This is a genomic window from Kocuria sp. PD6, from assembly GCF_031844145.1.
GTDB classification, from domain to species: Bacteria; Actinomycetota; Actinomycetes; order Actinomycetales; family Micrococcaceae; genus Kocuria; species Kocuria marina.
In genome coordinates this window covers 127,783-153,164 of sequence record NZ_JAUZUS010000001.1, presented here as the reverse complement: position 1 = coordinate 153,164, position 25,382 = coordinate 127,783, and the positions used below count along the sequence as shown (strand labels likewise).

The window sequence follows — 25,382 nt, the reverse complement described above, 5'->3', positions numbered from 1 at the left end:
GGGCTGACCTCGCGTGAGTCCGGCCGACCCGGTGCACTTCTTGCGAGGGCATGTTCCGGACGGGGCGCTCGCGGGGGATCGTGTCCGACGTCCCGAGTAGGCTGTAGCGCGTTCCGTCGCGCCCGTCATGGGCGCGGGGCCACAGGTCCCGATCACCGCACCCACCAGGAGTCAGCCACCCATGTCCCTGACCGGTCTGCTCACCGCGCTCTCCGAGGACCGCAGCTTCGCGAACATCCGCGCGCAGGCCGCCCGGCCGCTCACGGAACGCTCCGCCGAGACGATCATCAGCGCGACCGACGGCTTGCGCGCGCCGGTGCTCGCGCAGATCGCGCGGGGGCTCGCGGACGGGGCCGGGGCAGCGTCGTCGTCCGACGGGGCCAAGGGCGGTTCCTCGGGGTCCACCCCGATCCTGCTTGCCGTGACCGCCACGGGACGTGAGGCCGAGGAACTGCAGTCGGGGCTCGAGTCCTACGTGCCCGCCGAGCAGATCGCGAATTTCCCGTCCTGGGAGACCCTGCCGCACGAACGACTCTCGCCGCGCTCGGACACCGTGGGTCAGCGATTGAGCGTGCTGCGGCGCCTGGACCATGTGCAGGACGGGGAACAGCCGCTGCGCGTGGTCGTGGCGCCGGTGCGTTCGGTGCTGCAGCCCGTGGTCGCCGGGCTGGGTGCCATGAAACCGGTGACGCTGCGCACGGGCCAGGAGTACGACTTCCAGCAGCTCGTGGCACGTCTTGCCGGGGCAGCGTATTCGCGCGTGGACATGGTGACCCGCCGTGGTGAGTTCGCGGTGCGCGGTGGGATCATCGACGTCTTCCCGCCCACCGAGGACCACCCGGTGCGCGCGGAGTTCTTCGGGGACGAGCTCGACGAGATGCGGTGGTTCGCGGTCGCGGACCAGCGCACGCTGACCGATGCCGAACACCCGTCCGTGATCGTGGCGCCGCCGTGCCGCGAACTGCTCATCACCCCGTCGGTGCAGTCGCGCGCCGCCAAGCTCAAGGAACAGCTGCCGGGCGGGCGCGAGATCCTGGAGCGTATTGCTGGCGGGCAGTACGTGGAGGGCATGGAATCGCTCGCGCCACTGCTCGCGGACGAGATGGTCCAGCTCATGTCCCTGCTGCCCGAAGGCTCCATGACCGTGGTGCTCGAACCCGAGAAGGTCCGGGCCCGCGCGCACGACCTCGTGGCCACCAACCAGGAGTTCCTCACGGCCGCGTGGGAGTCCGCCTCGGGCGGCAACGACGCCCCGCTGGACCTGCACGCCGCGCTCGACGCCGACGACGGCGCGTCCCGCACGCCCGCCGCCGGGTCCTTCCACACCGTGGGGGAGGTCCGGGAACTCGCGCTCGACCGGTCGGTGGGGTGGTGGTCCGTCACGGGGCTCAACGTCAACGCCGTGACGACCTCCCAGATCGACGCCGACACCGCGGACGAGGAGGTCCGGCTCGCGGACACCGACGCCGACACCCTGACCGTCACGGCGCGCGAACCCACCCGGTTCTCGGGGGACGTGGAGGCCATGCTGCGCTTCCTGGGGGAGCGCATGCACGACGACTGGCGGGTCGTGCTCGTCACGGACGGCCCCGGACCGCTGCAGCGGCTGAGCGAGCTGCTGCACGGGGCGGAGATCCCCGCCGCCCGGTGCGACAGCCTCACGGAGGTGCCCCGGGCCGGTCTCGTGGAACTGACCACGGCCCGCGCCGGACGCGGGTTCGTCATCGAGTCCACGCGCACCGCCCTGCTGACCGAGGCGGACGTGCTCGGGCGTTCCACCGCCTACGACAACCGGGCGCAGCGCAAACTGCCGCAGCGGCGCAAGCGCAACCAGGTGGACCCCCTGGCCCTGCAGAAGGGCGACTACGTGGTGCACGAGCAGCACGGGATCGGGCAGTTCATCGAACTCGTGCAGCGACCGATCGCCGGGGCCATGACCGCCCCGGGTCAACCCAAGCCCGTGCGCGAGTACCTCGTGCTCGAGTACGCGCCGTCCAAGCGCAACGGTCCCCGGGACCGGTTGTTCGTGCCCACGGAGCAGCTCGACCAGGTGAGCACGTACGTGGGCGGGGAAGCGCCGTCGTTGTCCAAGATGGGTGGCGCGGACTGGAACAAGACCAAGCGCAGCGCCAAGAAGGCCGTCAAGGAGATCGCCAACGAACTGATCCGGCTGTACTCGGCGCGCATGGCGTCCAAGGGCTACGCGTTCGGCCCGGACACCCCGTGGCAGCGCGAACTCGAACAGGCCTTCCCGTACGTGGAGACCCCGGATCAGCTCACCACGATCGACGAGGTCAAGGCGGACATGGAACGGCCCATCCCCATGGACCGGTTGATCTCCGGGGACGTGGGCTACGGCAAGACCGAGGTCGCGGTGCGCGCGGCGTTCAAGGCCGTGCAGGACGGCAAACAGGTGGCCGTGCTCGTGCCCACCACGTTGCTCGCCCAGCAGCACACCGAGACCTTCGCCGAACGCTTCTCGGGCTTCCCGGTGCGCCTGGCCACGCTGTCCCGGTTCCAGAGCGCCAAGGAGTCCAAGGCCACGCTCGAGGGACTGCGCTCCGGCGCGATCGACGTCGTCGTCGGGACCCACCGACTGCTCTCCAAGGAGACCCAGTTCAAGAACCTGGGCCTGGTGATCATCGACGAGGAACAGCGTTTCGGCGTGGAGCACAAGGAGAAGCTCAAGGCCATGCGCACGGACGTGGACGTCCTGGCCATGTCCGCGACCCCCATCCCGCGCACGCTGGAGATGTCCATGACGGGCATCCGTGAGACCTCCACGCTCGCGACCCCGCCCGAGGAACGCCACCCCGTGCTCACGTACGCGGGGCCCTACACGGACAAGCAGGTCTCCGCGGCCATCCGGCGTGAGCTCATGCGCGAGGGCCAGGTGTTTTTCATCCACAACCGTGTGTCCTCGATCGAGGCGCAGGCCAAAGCGCTCGCCGAACTCGTCCCCGAGGCGCGGATCGCGGTGGCCCACGGGCAGATGAGCGAGTCGCGCCTGGAGCAGATCATCGTGGACTTCTGGGAGAAGAAGTTCGACGTCCTGGTGTGCACCACCATCGTGGAAACGGGCCTGGACATCGCCAACGCCAACACGCTGATCGTGGACCATGCGGACCGCTACGGGCTGTCGCAGCTGCACCAGTTGCGCGGTCGCGTGGGCCGTGGGCGTGAACGTGCCTACGCCTATTTCCTGTACCCCACGGAGAAACCGCTCAGCGAGACGGCACTGGAACGGCTCAAGGCCGTGGCCGCCCACAACGAGCTCGGCTCGGGCTTGCAATTGGCCATGAAGGACCTCGAGATCCGCGGCGCGGGCAACCTGCTGGGCGGGGAACAGTCCGGACACATCGCGGGCGTGGGCTTCGACATGTACCTGCGGCTCGTGGGGGAGGCGGTGGCCGAGTACCGCGGCGACCAGGACACGGGTCCCGCCGAGATGAAGATCGAGCTGCCCGTCAACGCCCACCTCCCGCACGACTACGTGCCCGGTGAGCGCTTGCGGCTCGAGGCGTACCGCACGATCGCGAACGCCGCCACGGAAGAAGCCGTCGCGGAGGCCGGCGAGGAACTCAAGGACCGTTACGGCCCGCTACCCACCCCGGTGGAGAACCTGCTCGACGTCGCCCGGTTGCGGATCCGGGCGCGCGCCGCGGGTCTCACGGACGTGGCCACCCAGGGCACCATGATCCGGTTCTCGCCGGCCGAGCTCACCGAGTCCCGCGAGATGCGCCTGACTCGGATGTACCCGGGCGCGCAGGTGAAGTCCGTCCCGGGGGCGGACACCCGCATGGCGCTGATCCCCAAACCCAAGACCGCGCGGATCGGGGGCAAGGACCTCGTGGACGGGGAGATCCTCACATGGGCACGGGACGTGCTGGACGCGATCTTCCCTCCGGTACAGGCACCTACGGAGGAGGTCTCGCAGTAGGGATAGCGCGGCCCCGTCCGGGCGCCGCCTCGCTCGGGTACTGACTCACCCCGGGTACCTTGGCGCGGCGTCGTCGCAGGTCCCCACATGGAAACAGCCCCGCTCATCCGGGTGGACGAGTGGGGCTGTCGTGGATGTGATGCGTCAGTGGCTCACGTTGTCCTGGCGCTGACTCGCTCCAATGGGCTGGCGGGCCATCTCGGAGGCGTCGCGCGGGAGGTCCAGGGTGACTTCCTTGCCACCCGTGGAGTGCTTGGCGGTGCTGCCGTTGAGGATCGTGGTGGGGACCATGAGGGCCAGACCGTAGGCCAGGATTCCGAGCAGGAACAGCAACCAGCTGTCCGGGTAGGACGCGAAGAGGTAAAGGCTCACCAGGATGGTGATGAAACCGCCGCCGAAGAGGATGGCGTTCTTCACGACGTCATCCTGGCCAGAGTACTGCGGCTTGCGGCGGGACGCGGAATCGTGGTCGGAGCGGGCGGCCCGGTTGTCCTCGGTCACCGCGTGGCTGCCATCCTCCACCGTGCGCCCAGCGGAGTACTGATCGCTCGTGTGTGTTTCGGCTCTTCTGACCATGAGTTCACCCTTTCAGACCGCCGCGGCGGGCCCATTACGTTCCTGCGCCCAGTCTAGTGCCTGGGACCGGAACTTGCCGACATTCCGTCGATATCGAGCACCCGAACCGGCGCGCGTTCTCACAACTTCGCGACGACGTCCGCGAGCAGCCGGGAGATCCGGGGACCGGCGGCCTGGCCGGCCTCGAGCACTTCCTCGTGGGACAGGGGCTCGTCGCTGATCCCCGCCGCGAGATTGGTCACGAGAGACATCCCCAGCACCTCGAGGCCGGCGTGGCGCGCGGCAATGGCCTCGAGCGCCGTGGACATGCCCACGAGGTCCGCCCCGAGCACCTTGGCCATCCGAACCTCCGCCGGTGTCTCGTAGTGCGGTCCGGTGAACTGGGCGTAAACGCCCTCGTCGAGTCCGGGGTCCACCTGGTGGGCGATGTCCCGCATCCGCCGAGAATAAAGGTCGGTGAGGTCCACGAAGGTGGCGCCCTCGAGCGGGGAATGGGCGGTGAGGTTGATGTGATCGCGGATCAACACGGGGGTCCCGGGCGCCCATGCGGGGTTCAGTCCGCCGCATCCGTTCGTCAGGATCATGATCTCGGCTCCGGCCGCGGCGGCCGTGCGCACGCCGTGGGCCACGGCCCGCACACCCTTCCCCTCGTAGAAGTGGGTGCGCGCCCCGATCACCAGGGCGTGATCCCCGTTCGTGAGCCGGATGGAACGCAGGGTGCCGCCGTGGCCCTGCAGGGCGGGGGCGGAGAAGCCGGGGATCTCGGTCGCGGGGATCTCGTGTTCGGTCTCACCGATGAGGTCCGCGGCACCGCCCCACCCGGAGCCCAGGGTCAGGGCGATCCGGTGCCTCTGCACGCCGGTGCGCTCACGCAGGACGTCCGCGGCGCGGCGGGCGAGGTCGAAGGGATCCGTGCAAGCCGTTGCGTTCTCAGTCACGGGCACCACTCTAAGCCGCGATCCACCGCTCGGACGTGAAAGGCCCGGGCAAGGGTCCTGCCGGCAAGGGGTCGTCCTCAACGATCGGCGGGAGGTACACCCCGCATCACGTGGCTATTGAGCGGAGGGGCCGGATCGGACGCGCGCGGGCGCTGCCGGCGGACTGAGGCCGTGAGAACCACCCCGACGACCAGGACGACGACGGGGACGACGAAAAGGACGAAGCCCAGAACGACAACGAGAGCGACGGTGGACATGTCTCCTCCTACGACGTGTGTTCGCTGACTCGGCCACTCGTAACCGGCTCGCGGAAGACCCGGATCACCATCATGGGCGGTAGCACCCGTGGTAAATGCTGCAACAATAGGGACCGTGAGTGTGCAGACTGAATTTGCGAATCCGAAGCTCGTGATCATCGGCGGCGGCCCCGGTGGTTACGAGGCCGCACTGGTCGCCGCGTCCCTCGGTGCGGAGGTCACCGTGATCGAGGAGCAGGGCATGGGCGGTTCCGCCGTGCTCACGGACGTGGTCCCCTCCAAGACCCTGATCGCGTCCGCGGACACCATGAACCGGTTCGCGGACGCCAAGGACCTGGGCGTGCACGTGGGGGACGGTCAGGACGCGAGCGAGGAGTTGAACAACCTCCGCGTGGACCTGGACACCGTCAACGTGCGCCTGCTGCGCCTCGCCGCCACGCAATCCCGTGACATCAAGCGCGGCCTGGAGCGCGTGGGCGTGCGCGTGGTGCAGGGCCGCGGCCGTCTGGCCGATCAGCACACCGTGGTGGTCAGCCCCTCCGACGACGACGCCGAGTACGAACTCCACGCGAACGTCGTCCTGCTCGCCGTGGGCTCGCACCCCCGGGAGATGGACACCGCCAAGCCGGACGGCGAGCGGATCTTCAACTGGAAGCAGATCTACCAGCTCACCGAGATCCCCGAGAAGCTGATCGTGGTGGGTTCGGGTGTCACCGGCGCCGAGTTCGCCTCCGCGTACAACGGCCTGGGCTCGGAGGTCACCCTGATCTCGTCCCGCGAGCAGGTGCTGCCCGGTTCGGACACCGATGCCGCTCAGGTGCTCGAGAACGTCTTCGAGCGCCGCGGTCTGCGCGTGCTGTCCCGCTCCCGCGCCGACTCCGTGGAGAACACCGGGGACGGCGTGCGCGTGACGCTCTCTGACGGGCGCAAGGTGCGCGGTTCGCACTGCCTGCTGGCCGTGGGCTCAATCCCGAACACCGCGGACATGGGTCTTGAGGAGGCCGGGGTCGCCATGGACGAGCGCGGTCACATCAAGGTGGACTCGGTCTCCCGCACGTCGGTCAGCGGGATCTACGCCGCCGGTGACTGCACGGGCGTGCTGCCCCTGGCCTCCGTGGCCGCGATGCAGGGCCGGATCGCCGTGGCCCACATCCTGGGTGACACCGTGCATCCGCTGCACACGGACGAGGTCGCGTCCAACATCTTCACGTCCCCGGAGATCGCTTCCGTGGGCATTTCCCAGTCGGACGTCGAAGCGGATCCCGCGATGTTCACCGGCATGACCATGAAGCTGTCCACCAACCCGCGCGCCAAGATGATGGCCGTGGACGACGGTTTCGTGAAGATCTTCGCCCGCCGCGGCAGCGGGACGGTCATGGGCGGCGTGGTCGTGGGACCGCGCGCCTCCGAGCTGATCTTCCCGATCGCGCTCGCGGTGACCCACCGCCTGGGCGTGGACGACCTCTCCGACACGTTCGCGGTCTACCCGTCCCTGTCCGGCACGATCGCGGAGGCCGCGCGCCGCTTGCATGTCCACCGCTGACTGCCCCGCTCGGGCGAGCACCGCTCGTTCCGGCCGGGCACGGTTCGCACCCCGGGTACGACGACGCCGCGGTGACCTTCCGTACGGAAGGTCACCGCGGCGTCGTCGTCCGTGGAAGCGGAAGGCCTACTTGGCGGCCTTGGTGCGCACGGTGTACATGTTCACGTGCCGGGTCTCGGGGGAGAACCACAGCGCGATGAGCGTGATGACGGCGGCGAAGGACAGGTACAGGCCCACCGCGCCCACGCCGAAGCGCGCGTTGAGCAGCACCGCGATGTAGGGGGTGATCGCCGCACCCAGGATGGACGCGACGTTGTACGCAATGCCCGAACCGGTGTAGCGCACGTTCGTGGGGAACAGTTCGGGCAGGATCGCGGACATGGAACCGAACGTCAGGCCCATGAGGGTCATGCCGATCGTGAGGAAGACCAGCACGCGCAGCAGGGACGCATCCGCGCCCGTGCCCACGAGGTCGGGGTTCATGATCAGGGCGAAGCTCAGGCCGAACAGCAGGATGAGGCTCGTGATCACGAGCTGCGAGGAGCGGCGGCCGTAGCGGTCCGCGAGCCAGCCCGAGACGGGGACCATGGCGGCGAACAGCAGCACGGCGAGCAACTGCAGGATCAGGAACGTGCGGTACTCGATGCCCAGGCCACCGGTCTCCGGCTTGCCGATCCCGTAGGACAGCACCCACGCGGTCATCAGGTAGAACAGAACGTACGTGGCGAGCATGATGAACGTGCCCTGGATGATCTGCACCCACGACGTCTTGAAGACCTCGGCCACGGGGGCCTTGACCTTCTCACCCTGCTGTTCCGCGCGCTGGAACACCGGGGTCTCCTCGAGCTTGATCCGCACCCACAGGCCCAGCAGGACCATGACCACGGACGCGAGGAACGGGATCCGCCAGCCCCACACCAGGAACGGGTGGCCCGTGCCCAGGTGGTGACCCGCCGTGCCGAACTGCATGACCACGGTCAGCAGCAGGAAGAAGCCGTTGGCCAGGATGAACCCGAACGGCGCGCCGAGTTGCGGCCACATCGCGGCGCGGGCCCGTTTGCCCTCCTCCGCGTACTCGGTCGCGAGCAGGGAGGCACCGGACCATTCGCCGCCCAGTCCCAGGCCCTGACAGAAGCGCAGGATCGTGAGGATCAGGGGAGCCCAGATGCCGATCTGGTAGAACGTGGGCAGCAGGCCGATCAGGAATGTGGCGATACCCATGGTCAGCAGTGCGCCGATCAGGGTGGCCTTACGCCCGATCCGGTCCCCGTAATGACCGAAGATCACGGAGCCGATGGGCCGGCCGAAGAACGCGGCGGCGAACGTGGCCATGGAGGCCAGCAGCTTGGCGGTGTCGTTCTCGCCCGTGAAGAACAGGGCGGGGAACACGGCCACCGCAGCGGTCGCGTATACGTAAAAGTCGTAGAACTCGATCGTGGTTCCCGCGAGGGACGCCAGGATCACGCGGCTGCGGGGCACACGTGATTGCTCCGCGGGGGATCCCGGATCCACGGTGGACACGGTGGAAGACATGAAGAACCTCACAGGGACTCAGGGGCGAAATGCCTTCAAGATAAGACCGGCCATACCGCATGGTGAATTCTGGCGTCCACATTCCGAGATGGAACCTCGACGTCGCTCAGTTCGTGTGCTGGGCCGGTCTCGTCGTCGAGCGGGTGCGTAGCGGCCCCGGTCCTGTTCCGAACCGGGGCCGCTGCGACGGATTGGCGGGGGCTCCGGAGCGATGCCCCGGCCCCGTAAGGCGATGCGCCGGGACGTCAGCCCGTGATGGAGGCCAGCACGGTGCCGGCGGAGACGGTGTCCCCCTCGGACACGTCCAGGTCCTTGATCACACCGGACTTGTGGGCGGTGAGCGGCTGCTCCATCTTCATGGCTTCGAGCACCACGATCAGGTCCCCCTCGGAGACCTCGTCCCCGTTGGCCACGGCGATCTTCACGATCGTGCCCTGCATGGGTGAGGAGAGGGAATCCCCCGAGGCTCCGCGGGCCGCCGTGCCGCGTCCGCTGCGCTGCTTGCGTGCCTTGGGCTGGGCTGCGGCCGGGCGGGCCGCACCTCCCAGCTGCGGCATGGTCACCTCGAGGCGCTTACCGCCCACCTCCACGACGACACTCTGCCGTTCGGGTTCGTCCGCCGAGGGTTCGGGTGCCACGGTGAAGGGTTCGATCCGGTTGTCGAACTCCGTCTCGATCCACCGGGTGTGCACGGTGAAGGGGGTGTCGTCCGGGGTTGCGAACGCGGGATCGCTCACCACGGCCCGGTGAAACGGGACGACAGTGGGCATGCCCTCGATCGTCAGTTCCTGCAGGGCCCGGCGGGACCGTTCGAGGGCCTGCGTGCGGGTCGCACCGGTCACCACGAGCTTGGCGAGCATCGAGTCGAAGTTCCCGCCCACGGTCTCGCCGGCCTCCACGCCGGAGTCCACGCGCACGCCCGGCCCGGAGGGCACGGTGAACGTGGTGAGCGTGCCGGGGGAGGGCATGAAGTTGCGGCCGGCGTCCTCGCCGTTGATCCGGAACTCGAAGCTGTGTCCGCGGATCTCGGGGTCGTCGTAGCCGAGGGCCTCACCGCGGGCGATGCGGAACTGCTCCCGCACCAGGTCCAGTCCCGAGACCTCCTCCGACACGGGGTGCTCCACTTGTAGGCGCGTATTGACCTCCAGGAAGGAGATCGTCCCGTCCTGGCCCACGAGGAACTCGCACGTCCCCGCGCCCTGGTACTGGGCTTCCTTGAGGATGGCCTTGGAGGACTCGTAGAGCCGCTCGATCTGCTCGTCCGACAGGAACGGCGCGGGTGCCTCCTCCACGAGCTTCTGATTGCGCCGCTGCAGCGAGCAGTCGCGCGTGGACACCACGACGACGCTGCCGAACTGGTCCGCGAGGCACTGGGTCTCCACGTGGCGGGGTGCGTCCAGGAACCGTTCCACGAAGCACTCACCGCGGCCGAAGGCGGCGGTAGCCTCGCGCACGGCCGATTCGTAGAGCTCGGGGATCGCGTCGCGCTCACGCACCACCTTGATGCCGCGGCCGCCACCACCGAAGGCGGCCTTGATCGCGATCGGCAGGCCGTGTTCGTCCGCGAAGTCCAGGACCTCCTGGGCCGAGGACACCGGGTCGGCGGTGCCGGGGACCTGCGGCGCCTCGACCTTCTCCGCGATGTGGCGGGCCGCGACCTTGTCACCGAGCTGGGCTATCGCCGCCGGGGGAGGGCCGATCCATGTGAGTCCCGCCGCGATCACCGCGGAGGCGAATTCCGCGTTCTCGGACAGGAACCCGTAACCGGGGTGGACGGAGTCCGCACCGGCGCGTCGAGCGGCGTCGAGGATCTTGTCGATCCGCAGGTAGGAGTCCGCGGCGGTCGTCCCGCCCAGTGAGTACGCCTCGTCCGCCATGCGCACGTGCAGCGCATCCCGGTCCGGGTCCGCGTAGACGGCCACGGAGGCGATGCCCTCGTCGCGCGCGGCGCGGATCACGCGCACCGCGATCTCCCCTCGGTTGGCCACGAGGACCTTGGTGACGGGGCGGGTTGCGGTGGCGGCCTCTTGCTGCCGCGAGGTGGTTGTCACGTGATAGCTCCTTGTCGACTCTCTGCCGAAAGGTTAGTGCCCCGCGCCGGGGAACGCCTAAGCGCGGGGGCACCGCGGTGCGGTAACTGTGGAAGATCTACAAATCATTGCGCCCCGCCCTGTGCTGCGGCACCCCACCACGAGGACGCCCGGATCCCTACCCCGGCGAGCAGGGTGCGCAGGGTGGACAGGCTCAGCCCGATCACGGCGTTCGGATCCCCGTTCACCCGTTCGATGAACTGGGATCCCCGCCCGTCCAGGGTGAAGGAGCCTGCGACCTGGAGGGGCTCACCCGTGGCCACGTAGTCCTCGATCTCCGCGCGTGTCATGGTGGCGAAGTGCACGTCCGCGGAACAGACCAGGCCGTTGCCGGAAGCCTCGCCCGTGCGCGCATCCACGAGCCAGTGGCCCGTGTGCAGCGTGCCCGTGCGCCCGCTCATGGCGCTGATGCGCTCGATCGCGACGTCCGGCTCGTACGGCTTGCCGTAGGGGACGCCGTCGAGCTCGAACACGGAGTCGCAACCCAGCACGAGCCGCCCCTCCGCTTCCGGAAGCGCTGCGACGGCCTCCGCCTTGGCCCGTGCCAGTAGCAATGCGGTCTCTGCGGGGGTCTCGGGAGCTTCCGCGGCCACGAGGGCGTCCTCGTCCACGTGGGGGACGACGGCGCGGTACGGGATGTGCGCGCGCTCCAACAGGGATGCGCGCGCCGGTGATTGCGAGGCCAGGACGAGAGCGGGGTGCACGCCCCTCACTCTACGGCGGATCGGGTGAGGGGACGCCGGTCCGGTGAGGAGGGGTGTGCTCGCGGGAGGGCCGCGATCATACAAATAGGGACAACCTCAAGCATCTGGATGTACCCTGTTACGTCGGCCGCGCGCGGAGAGGGAGGTGGCCCGGATGGTCGAGATCGTGCGTCGTGGTGCGCGCATCCCACGGGACCTCCCCGGCGTCACCGGGTCCCGACCAGCGACAGCGTCCCAGGCCTCGAATGGGCCCGTGCTGTCCCTCGGGGCCGGGCTGGCGAACGGGCCGTCCATAGGAGCCGGGCTCCCGCACGGGCCGTGGCTCTCGGACGGCATCGGCCTTACGAACGCCACCGGGACACCACCGGCGCGGCCTTCGCGATGGCTGTCCCGCCCCCTGACGTCGATACTGCTGGACGCCCTGGCCGTGACCCTGGCCCTGATCCTTGCCAACCAGGTGGTGGCTCGAGGCGCGGTGATCGCCCTGCCGGGCGACGCCGGACTCACGTACCCGCAACTGTCTGTTCCACTGGGAACGGGGTGGCTCGCGGCGCTCGCCACATGCCGACGGGTCGTGCGGCTGCCCCGTGGTTATTGGCGCACCGAGTGCCGCTGCATCGCTCGTGCCGCGTTCATCGTGCTCGGTGCGGTGTGCATGGCGGCCGTGGTCCTACCGCTCGACATCGACCGCCCGTTCACGGCCGTGACGTTCGCCGCGGGGCTGCTCCTGCAGCTCGTGAGCCGGTGGCTCATCCGGCGCGCCGCCCTCCGCCGACGGGACGACCGCGCGCGAACGGCGGGTCCGCACCTGGGATCCGAGGCACGGAGCGCCGCCGTTCACGAGTGACGCGGGCCCGATGAAGGTGCTTCCTAGGTGTTGTGGGGGATGGGGTTGTTGGCACGGGTGTGGTGGTGAGATGAGGAGCGGGCTGCTCGTCGCGGGATGGAAGTTCCTACACCACCCACCCGTACGAGAGAGCCCGTTCATGACCCACGCTAATGCACCCCTGACCCCGACCGGCCCTCTGCGGATGGTGCACCGTCATCTTTACGATGGTGTGCCCCAGGCTCACGTGGCTGCAAAGTTCCGGGTTTCCCGGCCGGCCTACACCGAGGCCCTCGAGGATGAGAAAGCAGCCACCGGCAACGGTGCCAACTACGCAGGCGTTGAGCTTCACCCGCACCGTGGAAGTACTGGCCAGCAGGCACTGGCGGATCCGCCCCTACACGCCACGGCACAACTGTAAAGCCGAACGCTATAACCGGTTACTGGTCGATGAGGTGCTTTACGCCCGCCCCTACGCCAGCGGGCAGGCCCGCCGGGAGGCGATCGGGGTGGGGGTGAACCACTTCAACTACCATCGGCCCCACACCGCCTGCGCCAACCAGCCCCCGGCCTCACGCACCCCCGGATGCAGAATCACTAACTTTCATATCAGTACCTTACTGCGACGTGCGTACCCTCTTTTCGGAAGTAATCGAAAGGTGGGGCGGTTATACCTTCCGTCGAGGACCCCATGGAAGGACATCATGAGCATCGTTATCACCGGAGCTACCGGCCAGCTTGGCCGCCAGGTCGTGGAAACACTGCTGGAGCGCAACGTTCCGCCGCAGGAGATTGTGGCCGTAGGGCGTGCAGTTGACAAGATCGCGGATCTGGCACAGCGCGGTGTCCACGTGAGGAAGCTGGACTACACCGACGCGGCCTCCGTAGGAAAGGCCTTGAAGGGGGCCAGCAAAGTCCTCCTGATCTCAGGTTCCGAGGTGGGCCAGCGGGTGGAGCAGCACCGTACCGTGATCGAGGCCGCTCAGCGCGAGGGTATCCAGCTGGTCGCCTACACGAGCATCGCCAACGCAGACGGCAGTGAGATGAAGCTGGCCGTCGAGCACCAAGCCACCGAGACCCTCCTGGAGCAGTCCGGCGTTCCTTTCGTCCTGTTGCGCAACAGCTGGTATCTGGAGAACTACACCGACCAATTGCCGGGCGTGCTCGCTCAGGGTGCCCTCGTCGGCAGTGCCGGCAATGGTCGGGTGAGCGCCGCCTCCCGCGCAGACTATGCCCAGGCGGCCGCCGCGGTGCTGCTGGCCGACGACCAGGCCGGCAGGATCTATGAGCTCGGCGGTGACAAGCCGTTCACCATGGCCGAGCTTGCGGCAGAGATCAGCGCCGCGGCCGGCCAGCACATCTCCTACCAGGACCTGCCGCCGCGCGAATACGCCGCAATGCTCGTCAGGGTCGGAGTGCCCGAGGGGGGCGCGGAAATCCTCGCAGATTCTGATCTGGGAATAGCCCGCGGAGATCTCCTAGTGAACTCTGGAGACCTGAGCAGGCTTATCGGACGCCCGGCCACGTCCATGGCTGAGGCTGTTCGTTCGGCTGTCGCCGCAATCTAACCTCTCGGTAGAACCTGCCTGAGTGGGTAGTTCTGTTTGTCCACCCTTCCAACCGGACAACCAGAACTACCCGCCGACCCCGCCCCTGCCGGCAAACCCCACACTGACGTCCGATGGTGACGTCTGCCGAGGGGTGTCCAGATTCTTCTATGTCGGTCAAGAGCCATTCACCCTCGGGGTCGTAGCGTTGAGGGTTCGATAGACGTGACGGGCTAGGTAGTGCTTGATGCAGCGGCGGATCTCCCGGTCGTTCCTTCCTTCCGCTCGGCGCTTGGTGACGTATAGCCACGTCTGGGCGTCGTAGGTCATCTTGGTGGTCGAGACCGGGCGTGGGGAACGAGTAGGTGGTGACTGATCGTTAGCGTTGAGAGGCGCTGGCGGGGAGGATGTCATCATGCCCGGTCCTCATCCCAGAGAGTTCCGGGAGGACGTTATCTCGGTCGCTCGCCGTCGTGAGAGCGGAGTCACCATCACGTAGATTGCTACCGACTTCGGTATTAGCGAAGCGACCCTGCAGAACTGGCTCCGTCAGGTCGATTGTGATGAAGGAAATCGGCCTGGTCAGACTGCGTCGGACGCGGCGGATGCTCGGGAGCTGAAGAAGTGGATCCGCCTCCTGGAGCAGGACAACGAGGTGCTCAGCAGGGCTGCGGCGTATTTGTCGCAAGCGAATCTGCGCCTCGGCGGCTGCCCACACTGACATACCCGCTCGTTGCCGAGCTCGCCAGCGCGGGAAGGGGAAGACAACGGGCCCGCCGGTGTTCGAGGACCACCTCCAGCGGGTCTTCCGCGCCGATGAGCCGAACCGGCTCTGGCTGAGGGGTATCACGGGGGATTGGACGAGGGAGGGCACGCTCTACTGGTGCGCGATCAAAGACGTGTTCTCCAACCGCGTCGTCGGATACTCGATCTCGAAGCGGATGACCGCGAAACTCGCCGTTGACGCGGTCCGCAACGCACTCGCCCGCCGAGGCGACGTGGCCGGGTGCATCCTGCACGCCGACACAGGGAGCCAATTCCGTGGTCGCGCGATGGCCCGGCAGCTGCGCCTGGCCATCGTGGTCTGGATCGAGCGGAAGTATCACCGTCAACGAGCCCAGGACAGACTCGGCGGGTTGACGCCCATCGAGTTCGAAGCCAAACTAACCAAGCCGCTCACACTCGCGGCCTAAACCGAAACCGTCACCGGCTCGTTCCCCACTCCCAACGACACGCTCTCTTACACCTGGTACAAGAAGGCATCGAGTACCACCCGGCGCCACCCACGTGGCCAACGCCCGCAAACCACTGACACATCCGCTCCCAGGTCAAGGAGCCATCACGTGACCCGAACCCGTAACCCCATCCCACCGTTCACCGCCGAAACCGCCGCTCGCAAGGTACAGGCCGCCGAAGACGCCTGGAATACTCGCGACCCCGAGACGGTCGCCCAGGCCTACAGCGTCGATACCGTGTGGCGAAACCGTGACCAGACGATCACCGGCCGGGACCAGGTGATAGCCTTCCTCACCGCCAAGTGGGATCGGGAACTCGACTATCAACTCCGCAAGAACCTGTGGGCGTTCACCGACGATCAGATCGCCGTGCGATTCCAGTACGAGTGGCACGACCATGACGGCCGGTGGTGGCGCTCCTACGGCAATGAGCTGTGGCGTTTCGACGCACAGGGCTACATGACCCATCGCGAGGCCAGCATCAACGACCGTCCCATCGGTCAGGATGAGCGACGCGTCACCCCAGGTCACGGCGAACTTCCCACTTGGTGAGCCTGTCGCCCAGCGATTGAATGCCCCGCCGAGATCCACGACGACGACATTGCCCTCACCGCCACTGCCGTCCTCGTCCGGGCCGTCGAGTGGTTCAACCAGCGTGGTGTCACCGTCGAGAGGTGCTGTCCGACAACGGCGGCGCCTACCGCTCACACTTGTGGCGACACACCTGCATCGACCTCGGCATCCGGCACAAGCGCACGAGGCCGTATCGGCCACAGACCAACGGGAAGATCGAGCGGTTCCACCTCACCCTGGCCGACGGCTGGGGCTACGCCCGCTGCTATACGAGCGAGGCCGAGCGCCGCGGGAAACTCGAGGGCTGGCTGCACTACGACAACCACCACCGCCCCCACGCAGCCTGCGGGAACCAGCCACCCTTCTCACGATTGACCAACGTCTCCGATCAGTACACCTCGATCCCACACAGTTCGCTGCGAGTGAGGAAGCGCCGGCCCGTGGGGGCCTCGAGGGAGAAGCCCCCACCGCGGCCGGGAACGGCGTCGATTACTAACCGCGTGTGCCGCCAGTACTCGAACTGTTCGGCGGAGATCCAGAACTCCAGGCCCCCGAGATCCTCGCCGGTCGGGGACGGCAACCGGGCTGTCCCCAGCAGGACATCGGCCCCGCCCGTGCGGAACTCCCCGGCGGGGAAGCACATGGGCGAGGAACCGTCACAGCATCCCCCGGACTGGTGGAACATGAGGGGTCCATGTTGCTCCCACAGTTCCTGCAACAGGGCCACCGCGGGCCCGGTGAAACCGACCCGTGAGGTGGTCTCACCGGGTACCGCCGCGATGGTCTCGAGCACCACGGGGTGTTCGGGATCCGCGGTGCCCGTCGGGGGCGGTTCTGCCGGTGATGAAGGGGTGCTCATGACGGTTCCTCGCCTTCCGGTCACGGTCTAGAAGAAGCCCTGCGCGTTCTCGGTGTAGCTCACGAGCATGTTCTTGGTCTGCTGGTAGTGGTCGAGCATCATGAGGTGGTTCTCCCTGCCGATGCCCGAGGACTTGTAGCCGCCGAACGCGGAGTGCGCGGGGTAGCTGTGGTACTGGTTCACCCACACGCGGCCGGACTGGATGGCCCTGCCGGCGCGGTAGGCGGTGTTACCGCTACGAGCCCACACACCGGCGCCCAGACCATAGAGGGTGTCGTTGGCGATCGAGATAGCGTCGTCGTACGAGCCGAACTTCGCCACCGAGAGCACCGGACCGAAGATCTCCTCCTGGAAGATGCGCATGTCGTTGGTGCCCTCGAACACGGTGGGCTGCACGTAGTAGCCGCCAGCGAGGTCGCCCTCGAGCTCCGCGCGCTCGCCGCCGATGAGAACCTTCGCTCCCTCCTTCTTGCCGATGTCCAGGTAAGACAGGATCTTCTCGAGCTGGTCCGTGGAGGCCTGCGCGCCGATCATGGTGTCGGTGTCGAGCGGGTTGCCGGCGGTGATGCGAGAGACGCGGTCGACCCCGTCCGCGAGGAACTGGTCGTACATCGATTCCTGGATCAGCGCGCGCGACGGGCACGTGCAGATCTCACCCTGGTTCAGAGCGAAGAACGCGAAGCCTTCCAGGGCCTTGTCGTAGAAGCCGTCCTTCTGCTGGGCGACGTCCTCGAAGAAGATGTTGGGCGACTTGCCCCCGAGTTCCAGGGTCACCGGGATGATGTTCTCGGACGCGTACTGCATGATGAGTCGGCCCGTGGTGGTCTCACCGGTGAACGCGATCTTGCGAATGCGCTTGTTGGACGCGAGCGGCTTGCCGCACTCCACGCCGAAGCCGTTGACGATGTTGACCACGCCGTCCGGGATCAGGTCTTGGATCAGCTCCATGAGCACCAGGATGGACGCCGGGGTCTGCTCGGCGGGCTTGAGCACCACGCAGTTGCCGGCGGCGAGCGCCGGGGCGAGCTTCCACACGGCCATGAGGATGGGGAAGTTCCAGGGGATGATCTGGCCGACGACGCCGAGGGGCTCGTGGAAGTGGTACGCCACGGTGTCCTCGTCCAGCTGGGACAGCCGCCCTTCCTGCGCGCGGATCGCACCGGCGAAGTAGCGGAAGTGGTCGATGGCCAGGGGGATATCCGCGTTGAGCGTCTCGCGCACGGGCTTGCCGTTGTCCCAGGTTTCTGCGACCGCGATCACCTCGAGGTTCTCCTCCATGCGGTCCGCGATCCTGTTGAGCATGAGCGCTCGCTGCGCGGGCGTGGAGGCGTTCCACGACGGCGCTGCGGCCCACGCGGCGTCGAGTGCGGCCTCGATGTCTTCGGCCGTTCCCCGGCCGACCTCGGTGAACGCCTTGCCCGTGACGGGGGTGACGTCCTCGAAGTACTGCCCCTTGACCGGGGGCACCCACGCGCCGCCGATGAAGTGTTCGTAACGGGATTTGAAGCTGACGACGGATCCGTCCGTGCCGGGCTGCGTGTACACGCTCATGGCGACCATCCTGTTGTCCGAAAGTGAGGTGTACCACACTATAGCCAGGCCCCCGACATCACGACAGGCACTCGCATGCCCCCTTATGCGTACGCAATGTGCACACGCAACGGGGCGGCCCGGGAGAACCCGGACTGCCCCGTTCACAGAAAGCGTCGGTGGTCGGTGGCGCCTACTCGGTGCGTTGCCCGTCCGACGGCGCGGCGGGAGCGTACGCGTGCGAACCCTGCTCACCGGAGTGGGCGGGCTGCTCCGTGAGGGCGGCGTCGTCGTCCTTGAACGGCTCACCCGAACGCGGGGCGTCGTAGAGCCGGGTGTCCAGGATGCCTTCGCGCTTGGAGACGATCGTGGCCACGAGGGCCTGACCGGTGACGTTCAGGGCGGTGCGGCCCATGTCCAGGATCGGGTCCACGGCGAGCAGCAGGCCCACGCCGTCGAGCGGCAAGCCCAGCGTGGACAGCGTCAGGGTCAGCATGACCGTGGCACCGGTGGTGCCGGCGGTCGCGGCGGAACCCAGGACGGAGACCAGCGCGATCAGCACGAAGTGCATGGGGGTCAGGGGCACGCCGTAGAACTGCGCGACGAAGATGGCGGCGATCGCCGGGTAGACCGCGGCGCAACCGTCCATCTTGGTGGTCGCACCCAGCGGGATCGCGAAGGACGCGTAGTGCCCTGGGACACCCAGGTTGCGCTCGCTCACGCGCTGCGTCATGGGCATGGTGCCCAGGGACGAACGGGAGACGAAGCCCAGCTGCATGGCGGGCCACACGCCTGAGAAGAACTGCTTGACGGACAGCCCGTTGAGCTTGATCAACAGGGGGTAGACCACGAAGGCCACGAGCAGCAGGCCCACGTAAACCGTGATCACGAACTTCACGAGCGAACCCATGGAGGTCCAGCCGTACTCGAACACGGCGCGGCCGATGAGCCCCAGGGTGCCCAGGGGAGCCAGGCGGATGATCCACCACACGACCTTCTGCATGATGGCCAGCGCGGACTGCATGAAGGTCAGGAACGGCTCGGCGGCCTTGCCGACCTTCAGCGCCGCGATGCCGATCACGAGCGAGACCACCAGGATCTGCAGGATGTTGAAGTTCACGGCGGTGGTCACGGTCTCCGGATCCACGACCTTGGAGCTGGTCTCCAGACCCAGGAAGTTCACGGGGATCAGGCCCTTGAGGAACCCGAGCCACGAGCCCTCGCTGCCGGAATACGTGCCGGGCTGTTCCTGGCCGGTGCCCACACCGGGCTGCGCGATGACACCGAGCAGCATGCCGATCACCACCGCGATCAACGCGGTGATGGCGAACCACAACAGGGTCTTCCATGCGAGGCGCGCGGCGTTGGAGACGTCACGCAGGTTGGCGATGGAGGAGATCACGGCCGTGACCACGAGCGGGACCACGGCGGCCTTGAGGATGGTGACGTAGCTCGTGCCGATCGTGTCCAACGTGGTCATGAGCCAGTTGGGGTTCTCCTCGGGGTCGCCACCCATGGCAGCGGCCAGCGATCCGAGGAGAAGACCCAAAATCAGAGCGATCAGGATCTGCCACCCGAACGACGTCATCCACCGCGGGAGACGGCGAGTACTTTCTGCGGAATTCATGCGCCCAGGATAGGCCCGGGTATCTTAAACGACACGGGTCACATGACGAAATATGACAGCGCGACACGGGAATAAAATCCCGCACCCTGGAGAATCCCTGAGAATCCGCCGCCTAGAGGGCCAAGGCGTACGAGAGTGTGTCCAATCCCACGGAGCCCAGGCGCAGTGCGCGGGCATGAAACTGCTTGAGGTCGAAGTCCGCTCCCTCGCGCGCCATGGCCTGCTGCCGGGCGTCGAGCCACATCTGCTGGCCGATTCGGTAGGACGGCGCCTGACCCGGCCATCCCATGTAGCGCAACCATTCGAAGCGCAGCACGGAATCGGCCATCGCTACGTTGTGGCGCAGGAACGCCCAACCGTCGTCGGAGGTCCAGGTCTCACCCGCGCGCGCGCCGCCCAGCAGGTCCCCGAGCACCTCCGGGATCTCGAAGCCGCAGTGGAATCCCACGTCGAAGATCACGCGCACCGTCCGCAGGCGCTGCGAGTCGAGCATGCCCATCCGATCCCCGGGGTCGTCCAAGAAGCCCAGCTCGGCCATGAGTCGCTCGGCGTACAAAGCCCAGCCCTCGCCGTGACCGGAGACCCAGATGCCCATCCGGCGCCACCTGTTGAGCTCACCCGCGTTCGCCAGGGCTGTGGCGATCTGCAGGTGATGACCGGGGACACCCTCGTGGTAAACCGTGGTGGTCTCCTCCCACGTGGCGTGCTGGGAGACGTTCTCGGGGACGGACCACCACATGCGCCCGGGCCGGGTGAAATCACCGCTCGGGGGCGTGTAGTAGATGACGCCGTCGTGCGTGGGGGCGATCCGGCACTCGAGTTCGCGCATGGGCTCGGTGATCTCGAAGTGAGTGTCCGCGAGGGTGTCCAGTGCGGCGTCCGATAGCCGCTGCATCCAGGCCTGCAGCTCCTCGGGGGAGTGCAGTTGCCGTGCGGGGTCCGCGGTGAGGGCGGCCATGGCCTCGGGGATGCTCGCTCCCGGCTGGATCTGCTCCGCGATCCGGCGCTGTTCGGCATCCAGCTCGAGCAGTTGCTGCACCGCCCAGTCGTAGACCTCGCGCGGGTCCAGCCGGGCGCCCAGGAACGAGGCGAGGTGCAACCGGTAGTCGTCAATCCCGCACGCGTCCGATTCCCGCGCACCGGGGGCGAACTCCTCGCGCAGTGCCCGGGCGACGCCGCGGTACGCCTCGCGCGCAGCGTCCGCGGCGCGGCGCAGCTCCTCGCGAACGCCCTCCGGCGCGGCGGGGTCGTTCGTGAGCATCGCGAAGGAGCCCTCGTTCGACGCGTACTGCTCCGCCTGCTGGGAGGCCTCCACGATCTGCGGGGCGGACGGCGGGCGGTCCAGTTCCACGGCCTCGCGCAGGCCCTCGAGGTACTGCCCCAGGGCCGCGGGGATATTGGCCATCCGGCCGGCGATGTGCTTCCACTCCTGTTCCGTGTCCCGCGGCATGGCGTCCAGGATCTGCCGGATCTCCTGCACCGGGGACGCGATGTTGCTGACCACGGACACGTCCAGGTTCGCCTCGTGGCGGTCCAGCTGCAGGCGCAGCTCGTCGCGCAGCGCGTGCAGCGTCACGCGGTCCACGTCGTCCTGGGGCTCCGCCCGCTCGACGAGCTCGAGCGTGGTGCGGGCCAGTTCCGCGGCGGACGCGCGGCCCGCGGGCCCGTAGTCCGGGTAGTCGGTCTCGTGGCCGGGAATGCCGTTGAACGTGGCGGCGCTGGGATCCAGGGCCATGCAATGGTCGAAGTAGGTTTCTGCGAGGGTGTCCACGGCGGTCGCGGAGCGGTGCGTGGTGCCCAGGGGTGCCAGGGGTTCGCGGCTCTGCAGGGTGGAGTCGATGTGCGTCACAGAGTGTCACCCTAGTCACGCTCCGGCCGGCGGCAAGCACCCTGGCGAGTCCGACACGCCCGGGCGGTGTGCGCTCGCACGTCGGCGCTGTCGCAATTCGGCGCGGCGACGGCGCGGTTCCCTCGGCACCGGGGAGCGCGCCGGTGTACTCACCGGTGTGGCCGCCGCGAAGCACCGGGGCCGCGAGTTCAGCCCGCGAATCGTTCCTCGAGTTCCGCGAGCAGCTCGAGCACTGCGTCCGTACCCGCGACCGGGCCGCCGGCGAGCAGCCCATCCGCACCGAGCACGACGACCCACGGGGTACCGGGGTGCTCGAACATGGCGCTCACCTCGTGCTCGCGGTCCACCAAACACGCTGCACGCAGGCTAGGAGGGAGCAGATCTCGGTCCTCCTCGCGGGCCACCACGGCGTGCACCGCGACCGGCCCCAGGTGGTCGGGCATCCCCGCCGCACGGTCGATCGCGGGGGCGCATGCCCCGCACGAAGGACTCACGTGGACCAGTGCGCGCGCCACGGTGGCGGCCAGGCCACGCAGGGTCAACGGGTTACCGACGGCGTCCGTGAGCCCCGCGTAGGGAATGGGCAAACGCACGTAGACGTCGGGTTCTTCGGGGGCTTTGGAAGTGCCGGCCGGTCGATGGGCTGCGGAGCCTCCCGCGGGTCGAGGCGCGACGGCGCCGGGGACCGCACCCGCCGGTGGGCCCGCCTGCGCGGGGACCGGAGTACCCGCCGTGGGCGCGTAGGCGGGCACAGCGGCGTCGTCGTGCGAGGAACCCGGCAGCGGCGGAATCCCGGCGAGCGCGTGCGGGTCACCGGCGCGGGACGGACCCGGGCGTTCGCTCCACAGGCTCACGAGCATGAGTCCCACGGGGATCGCGACCGCCACGACGACCCACCACGGGACGTCCAGGACCGGCCCGTCGTAACCGCCCACGGTGACGAGCAGCAGGGCCAGGACGGCCACGATAGTGAAGGCGAGGTTGCGCACCACGGTCCGCCTGGACATCGGGGCACGGGACAGAGAGCCGAAGCACCCGCACGAGGCGGGATCCGACTGCCGGGTGCCGCGGAACACCGCGGCCGTGAACACCGAAAACAGCACCGTGGCGGCGGAGGCCGCGGCCCACAGCACCACCCCGGAGGCCAGCAGGAGCGCGATCGCCAGGACCAGTTCGAGCCACGGCAGGACACCCTGTAGCCAACGCGCCGTGAGGGGCGCGGGCAGGGACGTCAGCAGGGACGGGCCGGTGGAGGGGGAGACGAGCTTGGCCACCCCGCTGATCAGCAGCACGAGGGCGAGTGAACCCAGGGAGGACGAGGAGATGACAGCCACGGAAACATTATCCATTTCGATGCATCCTCCTCGTATGCGCTGACAAGCCGACAAGGGGGCGGCGGACTGGGCTCAGCGATCGGGCAGGGTGCGCCGCCACGCACCGCGCCCCGGTCGCAACCGCAGGCCCAGGCGCAGTCGCCGGGTCTGGGACCGCGGAGGCTTGGGTGCGCGGGAGGGCTGGGCGTCCTGCGCCGCGGCCTGCGCGGAGAACACCACAGTGAGCGCGGCCAGCTCCTCCGGGGTCGGGTTGCCGTGGGTGACCGTGAACAGGGGGTCCTGGCGACTCGTGGTCTCGGGCAGCGAAGCGACCGCCGCGGTCCCCGGATCATGGGCGGGACGGGACAGGTCACCGGCCGCCCGTGAGGCCGGTGAGTTGTTCTCGGCCGTGCTCACAGCGGGATGTTCCCATGCTTCTTGGCGGGGGTGGACGCGCGCTTGTCCGCGAGCCCGCGCAGGGCCCGGATAATCTGCTCGCGGGTCTCGGACGGGCAGATCACCGCGTCCACATACCCAAGTTCGGCGGCCTGGTAGGGGTTGAGCAGGTCCTCCTCGAACTTCTGCGCGAGTTCGGCGCGCAGCTGCTGGTCCTCACCGGTTTCCTGGGCGGCCTTGAGGTCCCGGCGGTAGAGGATCTCCACCGCACCCTGGGAGCCCATGACACCGATCTGGGCGGTGGGCCACGCGAGGTTGATGTCCGCGCCCAGCTTCTTGGACCCCATCACGATGTACGCGCCGCCGTAGGCCTTGCGGGTGATGAGCGTGACCAGGGGGACCGTGGCCTCCGCGTACGCGTAGAGCAGCTTGGCCCCGCGGCGGATGATCCCGTTGAACTCCTGGTCCGTGCCGGGCAGGAACCCGGGGACGTCCACGAATGTGAGGATCGGGATGTTAAACGCGTCGCAGTGACGCACGAACCGCGCGGCCTTCTCGGAGGCCGCGATGTCCAGGGTCCCGGCGAACTGCATGGGCTGGTTTGCCACGATCCCCACGGTGTGACCCTCAACGCGGGCGTAGCCCACCATCACGTTGGGGGCGTAGAGTTCCTGGATCTGCATGAAGTGCCCGTCGTCCACGACCGTCTCGATCACGGTGCGCATGTCGTACGGCTGGTTCGCGGAGTCCGGTATCAAGGTGTCCAGGGCGAGGTCCTCGTCCGTGACCTCTTCGACCTGGTCGTGGTCGAGCACCGGGCTGTCCTGCAAGTTGTTGCCGGGCAGGTACTCGAGCAGCTCGTGGACGAAGTCGAAGGCGTCCTGCTCGTCCGAGGCCAGGTACGCGGCGGTGCCCGTGCGCTCGTTGTGGGAGCGGGCCCCACCCAGGGTCTCCATGTCCACGGTCTCACCCGTGACGGTCTTGATGACGTCTGGGCCCGTGATGAACATGTGGGAGGTCTTGTCCACCATGACCACGAAGTCGGTCAGTGCGGGGGAGTAGGCGGCGCCACCGGCGCACGGGCCCATGATGAGCGAGATCTGCGGGACCACCCCGGAGGAGCGCACGTTCATGCGGAAGATGTCCGCGAACATCGCCAGGGAGGCCACGCCCTCCTGGATGCGCGCGCCGCCGCCGTCGTTGATCCCGATCACGGGGCAGCCGTTGCGCAGCGCGAACTTCTGGACCTTGACGATCTTCTCGCCGTTGACCTGGGACAGGGAACCCCCGAACACGCCGAAGTCCTGGGAGTAGACGGCCACGAGGCGCCCGTCCACGGTGCCGAAACCGCTCACCACGCCGTCACCCAGCGGCTTCTTCTTCTCCATGCCGAACATGGTGCTGTGGTGCACGGCCAGGGCGTCGAACTCCACGAACGAGTCGGGATCCAGCAACATCTCGATGCGTTCCCGGGCGGTGTTCTTCCCGCGCGCGTGCTGCTTGTCCACGGCCGCCTGTCCGGACGGTACGGCGGCCTCCTCGCGGCGCTGCCGGAAGTCGGCGATCTTGCCTGCTGTGGTGGACAGGTCGTGGCTCATAACACCTCGCGTCATCGTGATCGGTACTGGTTGGGCGTACCGCGAGCCCTGGGAACGCCCCCCAGTGTAGTTGCAGGGCCCGCACGCGCCTTTGTAGAAGTCCCACAACGCAGGCCGGTGCTCTTTCGACGGGCGCGAGCGTCCCGGGTCCCTCAGGCGGAGGTGTCGGACCCCACCGAGCCGATCGTCACGGTCCATTCCCGGATCGTGTGCTCCGTGACCACACCGTGGACCACCAGGGGGTCCTCGGCGATGATCCGTTCGATCTCCTCGGCGCTGTCCGCGCGCAGGACGATCAATGCGGCGTCACCTTCCAAGGGCCCCGAGACGATCACGACGCCGCGCTCGTGCAGTTCGCGCAGGAACGCGCGGTGGGCGGGGCGGTGCTCGGTCAGGATGTCCTGCGGGCCGCCGTAGACGTAGTTCAAGGCGTAGACGCTCATACCGG

General features: G+C 68.0%; 18 protein-coding genes and 3 pseudogenes. 8 read left to right on the top strand and 13 right to left on the bottom strand.

Going from position 1 to position 25,382, the window contains the following annotated elements; all coding sequences use genetic code 11:
* Positions 1-181 precede the first annotated feature (181 nt).
* A complete protein-coding gene (mfd, locus tag Q9R22_RS00720; RefSeq protein ID WP_131333264.1) occupies positions 182-3,940 on the top strand; it encodes a transcription-repair coupling factor in 3,759 nt (1,252 codons plus the stop codon).
* A 144-nt stretch (positions 3,941-4,084) separates the two neighbouring features.
* Here mfd and Q9R22_RS00715 read toward each other — a convergent pair whose 3' ends face one another.
* Both Q9R22_RS00715 and Q9R22_RS00710 read right to left on the bottom strand, forming a co-directional pair.
* Positions 4,085-4,441, bottom strand: coding sequence for a hypothetical protein (locus Q9R22_RS00715; RefSeq protein ID WP_242670451.1), 357 nt, complete (start codon positions 4,439-4,441; stop codon positions 4,085-4,087).
* 194 nt (positions 4,442-4,635) lie between these two features.
* A complete protein-coding gene (locus Q9R22_RS00710; RefSeq protein WP_085106998.1) occupies positions 4,636-5,454 on the bottom strand; it encodes a purine-nucleoside phosphorylase in 819 nt (272 codons plus the stop codon).
* Positions 5,455-5,826: 372 nt separating this feature from the next.
* Between Q9R22_RS00710 and Q9R22_RS00705 the strand changes: the two genes are divergently transcribed.
* On the top strand, positions 5,827-7,254 hold the full coding sequence (locus tag Q9R22_RS00705; RefSeq protein WP_064846927.1) for an NAD(P)H-quinone dehydrogenase: 1,428 nt from the start codon (positions 5,827-5,829) through the stop codon (positions 7,252-7,254).
* Between the two features lie 126 nt (positions 7,255-7,380).
* Here Q9R22_RS00705 and Q9R22_RS00700 read toward each other — a convergent pair whose 3' ends face one another.
* From Q9R22_RS00700 to Q9R22_RS00690, 3 genes are all read right to left on the bottom strand, one after another.
* A complete protein-coding gene (locus Q9R22_RS00700; protein WP_131333262.1) occupies positions 7,381-8,787 on the bottom strand; it encodes an MFS transporter in 1,407 nt (468 codons plus the stop codon).
* 245 nt (positions 8,788-9,032) lie between these two features.
* Positions 9,033-10,838, bottom strand: coding sequence for a biotin carboxylase N-terminal domain-containing protein (locus tag Q9R22_RS00695; RefSeq protein WP_131333261.1), 1,806 nt, complete (start codon positions 10,836-10,838; stop codon positions 9,033-9,035).
* Between the two features lie 104 nt (positions 10,839-10,942).
* The gene (locus tag Q9R22_RS00690; protein ID WP_131333260.1) at positions 10,943-11,581 is read right to left on the bottom strand and encodes a nucleoside triphosphate pyrophosphatase; all 639 of its coding nucleotides are present in this window, start codon (positions 11,579-11,581) and stop codon (positions 10,943-10,945) included.
* A 154-nt stretch (positions 11,582-11,735) separates the two neighbouring features.
* On the opposite strand from Q9R22_RS00690, the gene Q9R22_RS00685 reads away from it, so the two are divergent.
* From Q9R22_RS00685 to Q9R22_RS00660, 6 genes and pseudogenes are all read left to right on the top strand, one after another.
* Positions 11,736-12,428 carry a hypothetical protein gene (locus Q9R22_RS00685; RefSeq protein WP_131333259.1) on the top strand — a complete coding sequence of 231 codons (693 nt, stop codon included), beginning with the start codon at positions 11,736-11,738 and terminating at the stop codon, positions 12,426-12,428.
* A gap of 247 nt (positions 12,429-12,675) precedes the next feature.
* Positions 12,676-13,009: pseudogene (locus Q9R22_RS00680) on the top strand (integrase core domain-containing protein); the annotation flags it as partial.
* A gap of 102 nt (positions 13,010-13,111) precedes the next feature.
* A complete protein-coding gene (locus Q9R22_RS00675; protein ID WP_131333974.1) occupies positions 13,112-13,975 on the top strand; it encodes an SDR family oxidoreductase in 864 nt (287 codons plus the stop codon).
* 394 nt (positions 13,976-14,369) lie between these two features.
* Positions 14,370-15,147, top strand: a pseudogene (locus tag Q9R22_RS00670) (DDE-type integrase/transposase/recombinase).
* A 150-nt stretch (positions 15,148-15,297) separates the two neighbouring features.
* Complete coding sequence (locus Q9R22_RS00665) at positions 15,298-15,741, top strand: nuclear transport factor 2 family protein (protein WP_131333258.1); 444 nt, start codon at positions 15,298-15,300, stop codon at positions 15,739-15,741.
* Positions 15,742-15,768: 27 nt separating this feature from the next.
* Positions 15,769-16,157 (top strand): annotated as a pseudogene (locus tag Q9R22_RS00660) (integrase core domain-containing protein); the annotation flags it as partial.
* Here the strand turns inward: Q9R22_RS00660 and Q9R22_RS00655 are convergent.
* The 8 genes from Q9R22_RS00655 to Q9R22_RS00620 form a co-directional block, all read right to left on the bottom strand.
* Positions 16,151-16,621, bottom strand: a complete 471-nt coding sequence (locus Q9R22_RS00655; protein ID WP_082943398.1) for a DUF779 domain-containing protein — start codon at positions 16,619-16,621, stop codon at positions 16,151-16,153. The pseudogene Q9R22_RS00660 and the gene Q9R22_RS00655 overlap by 7 nt on opposite strands.
* A gap of 27 nt (positions 16,622-16,648) precedes the next feature.
* Positions 16,649-18,172, bottom strand: coding sequence for an aldehyde dehydrogenase family protein (locus Q9R22_RS00650; RefSeq protein ID WP_131333257.1), 1,524 nt, complete (start codon positions 18,170-18,172; stop codon positions 16,649-16,651).
* Positions 18,173-18,344: 172 nt separating this feature from the next.
* On the bottom strand, positions 18,345-19,778 hold the full coding sequence (locus Q9R22_RS00645; RefSeq protein WP_131333256.1) for a dicarboxylate/amino acid:cation symporter: 1,434 nt from the start codon (positions 19,776-19,778) through the stop codon (positions 18,345-18,347).
* Between the two features lie 112 nt (positions 19,779-19,890).
* Positions 19,891-21,618: a DUF885 domain-containing protein gene (locus Q9R22_RS00640; RefSeq protein WP_396415655.1), complete on the bottom strand. Its 1,728-nt coding sequence runs from the start codon at positions 21,616-21,618 to the stop codon at positions 19,891-19,893.
* Positions 21,619-21,815: 197 nt separating this feature from the next.
* Positions 21,816-22,961 (bottom strand): MauE/DoxX family redox-associated membrane protein, encoded by a 1,146-nt coding sequence (locus Q9R22_RS00635; protein ID WP_131333255.1) that lies wholly within the window; start codon positions 22,959-22,961, stop codon positions 21,816-21,818.
* A 72-nt stretch (positions 22,962-23,033) separates the two neighbouring features.
* Positions 23,034-23,357 (bottom strand): acyl-CoA carboxylase subunit epsilon, encoded by a 324-nt coding sequence (locus tag Q9R22_RS00630; RefSeq protein WP_242670450.1) that lies wholly within the window; start codon positions 23,355-23,357, stop codon positions 23,034-23,036.
* The gene (locus tag Q9R22_RS00625; protein WP_064846904.1) at positions 23,354-24,934 is read right to left on the bottom strand and encodes an acyl-CoA carboxylase subunit beta; all 1,581 of its coding nucleotides are present in this window, start codon (positions 24,932-24,934) and stop codon (positions 23,354-23,356) included. The genes Q9R22_RS00630 and Q9R22_RS00625 overlap by 4 nt, the downstream gene beginning before the upstream one ends.
* A gap of 152 nt (positions 24,935-25,086) precedes the next feature.
* On the bottom strand, positions 25,087-25,377 hold the full coding sequence (locus Q9R22_RS00620; RefSeq protein ID WP_064846905.1) for a YciI family protein: 291 nt from the start codon (positions 25,375-25,377) through the stop codon (positions 25,087-25,089).
* Positions 25,378-25,382: the final 5 nt, after the last annotated feature.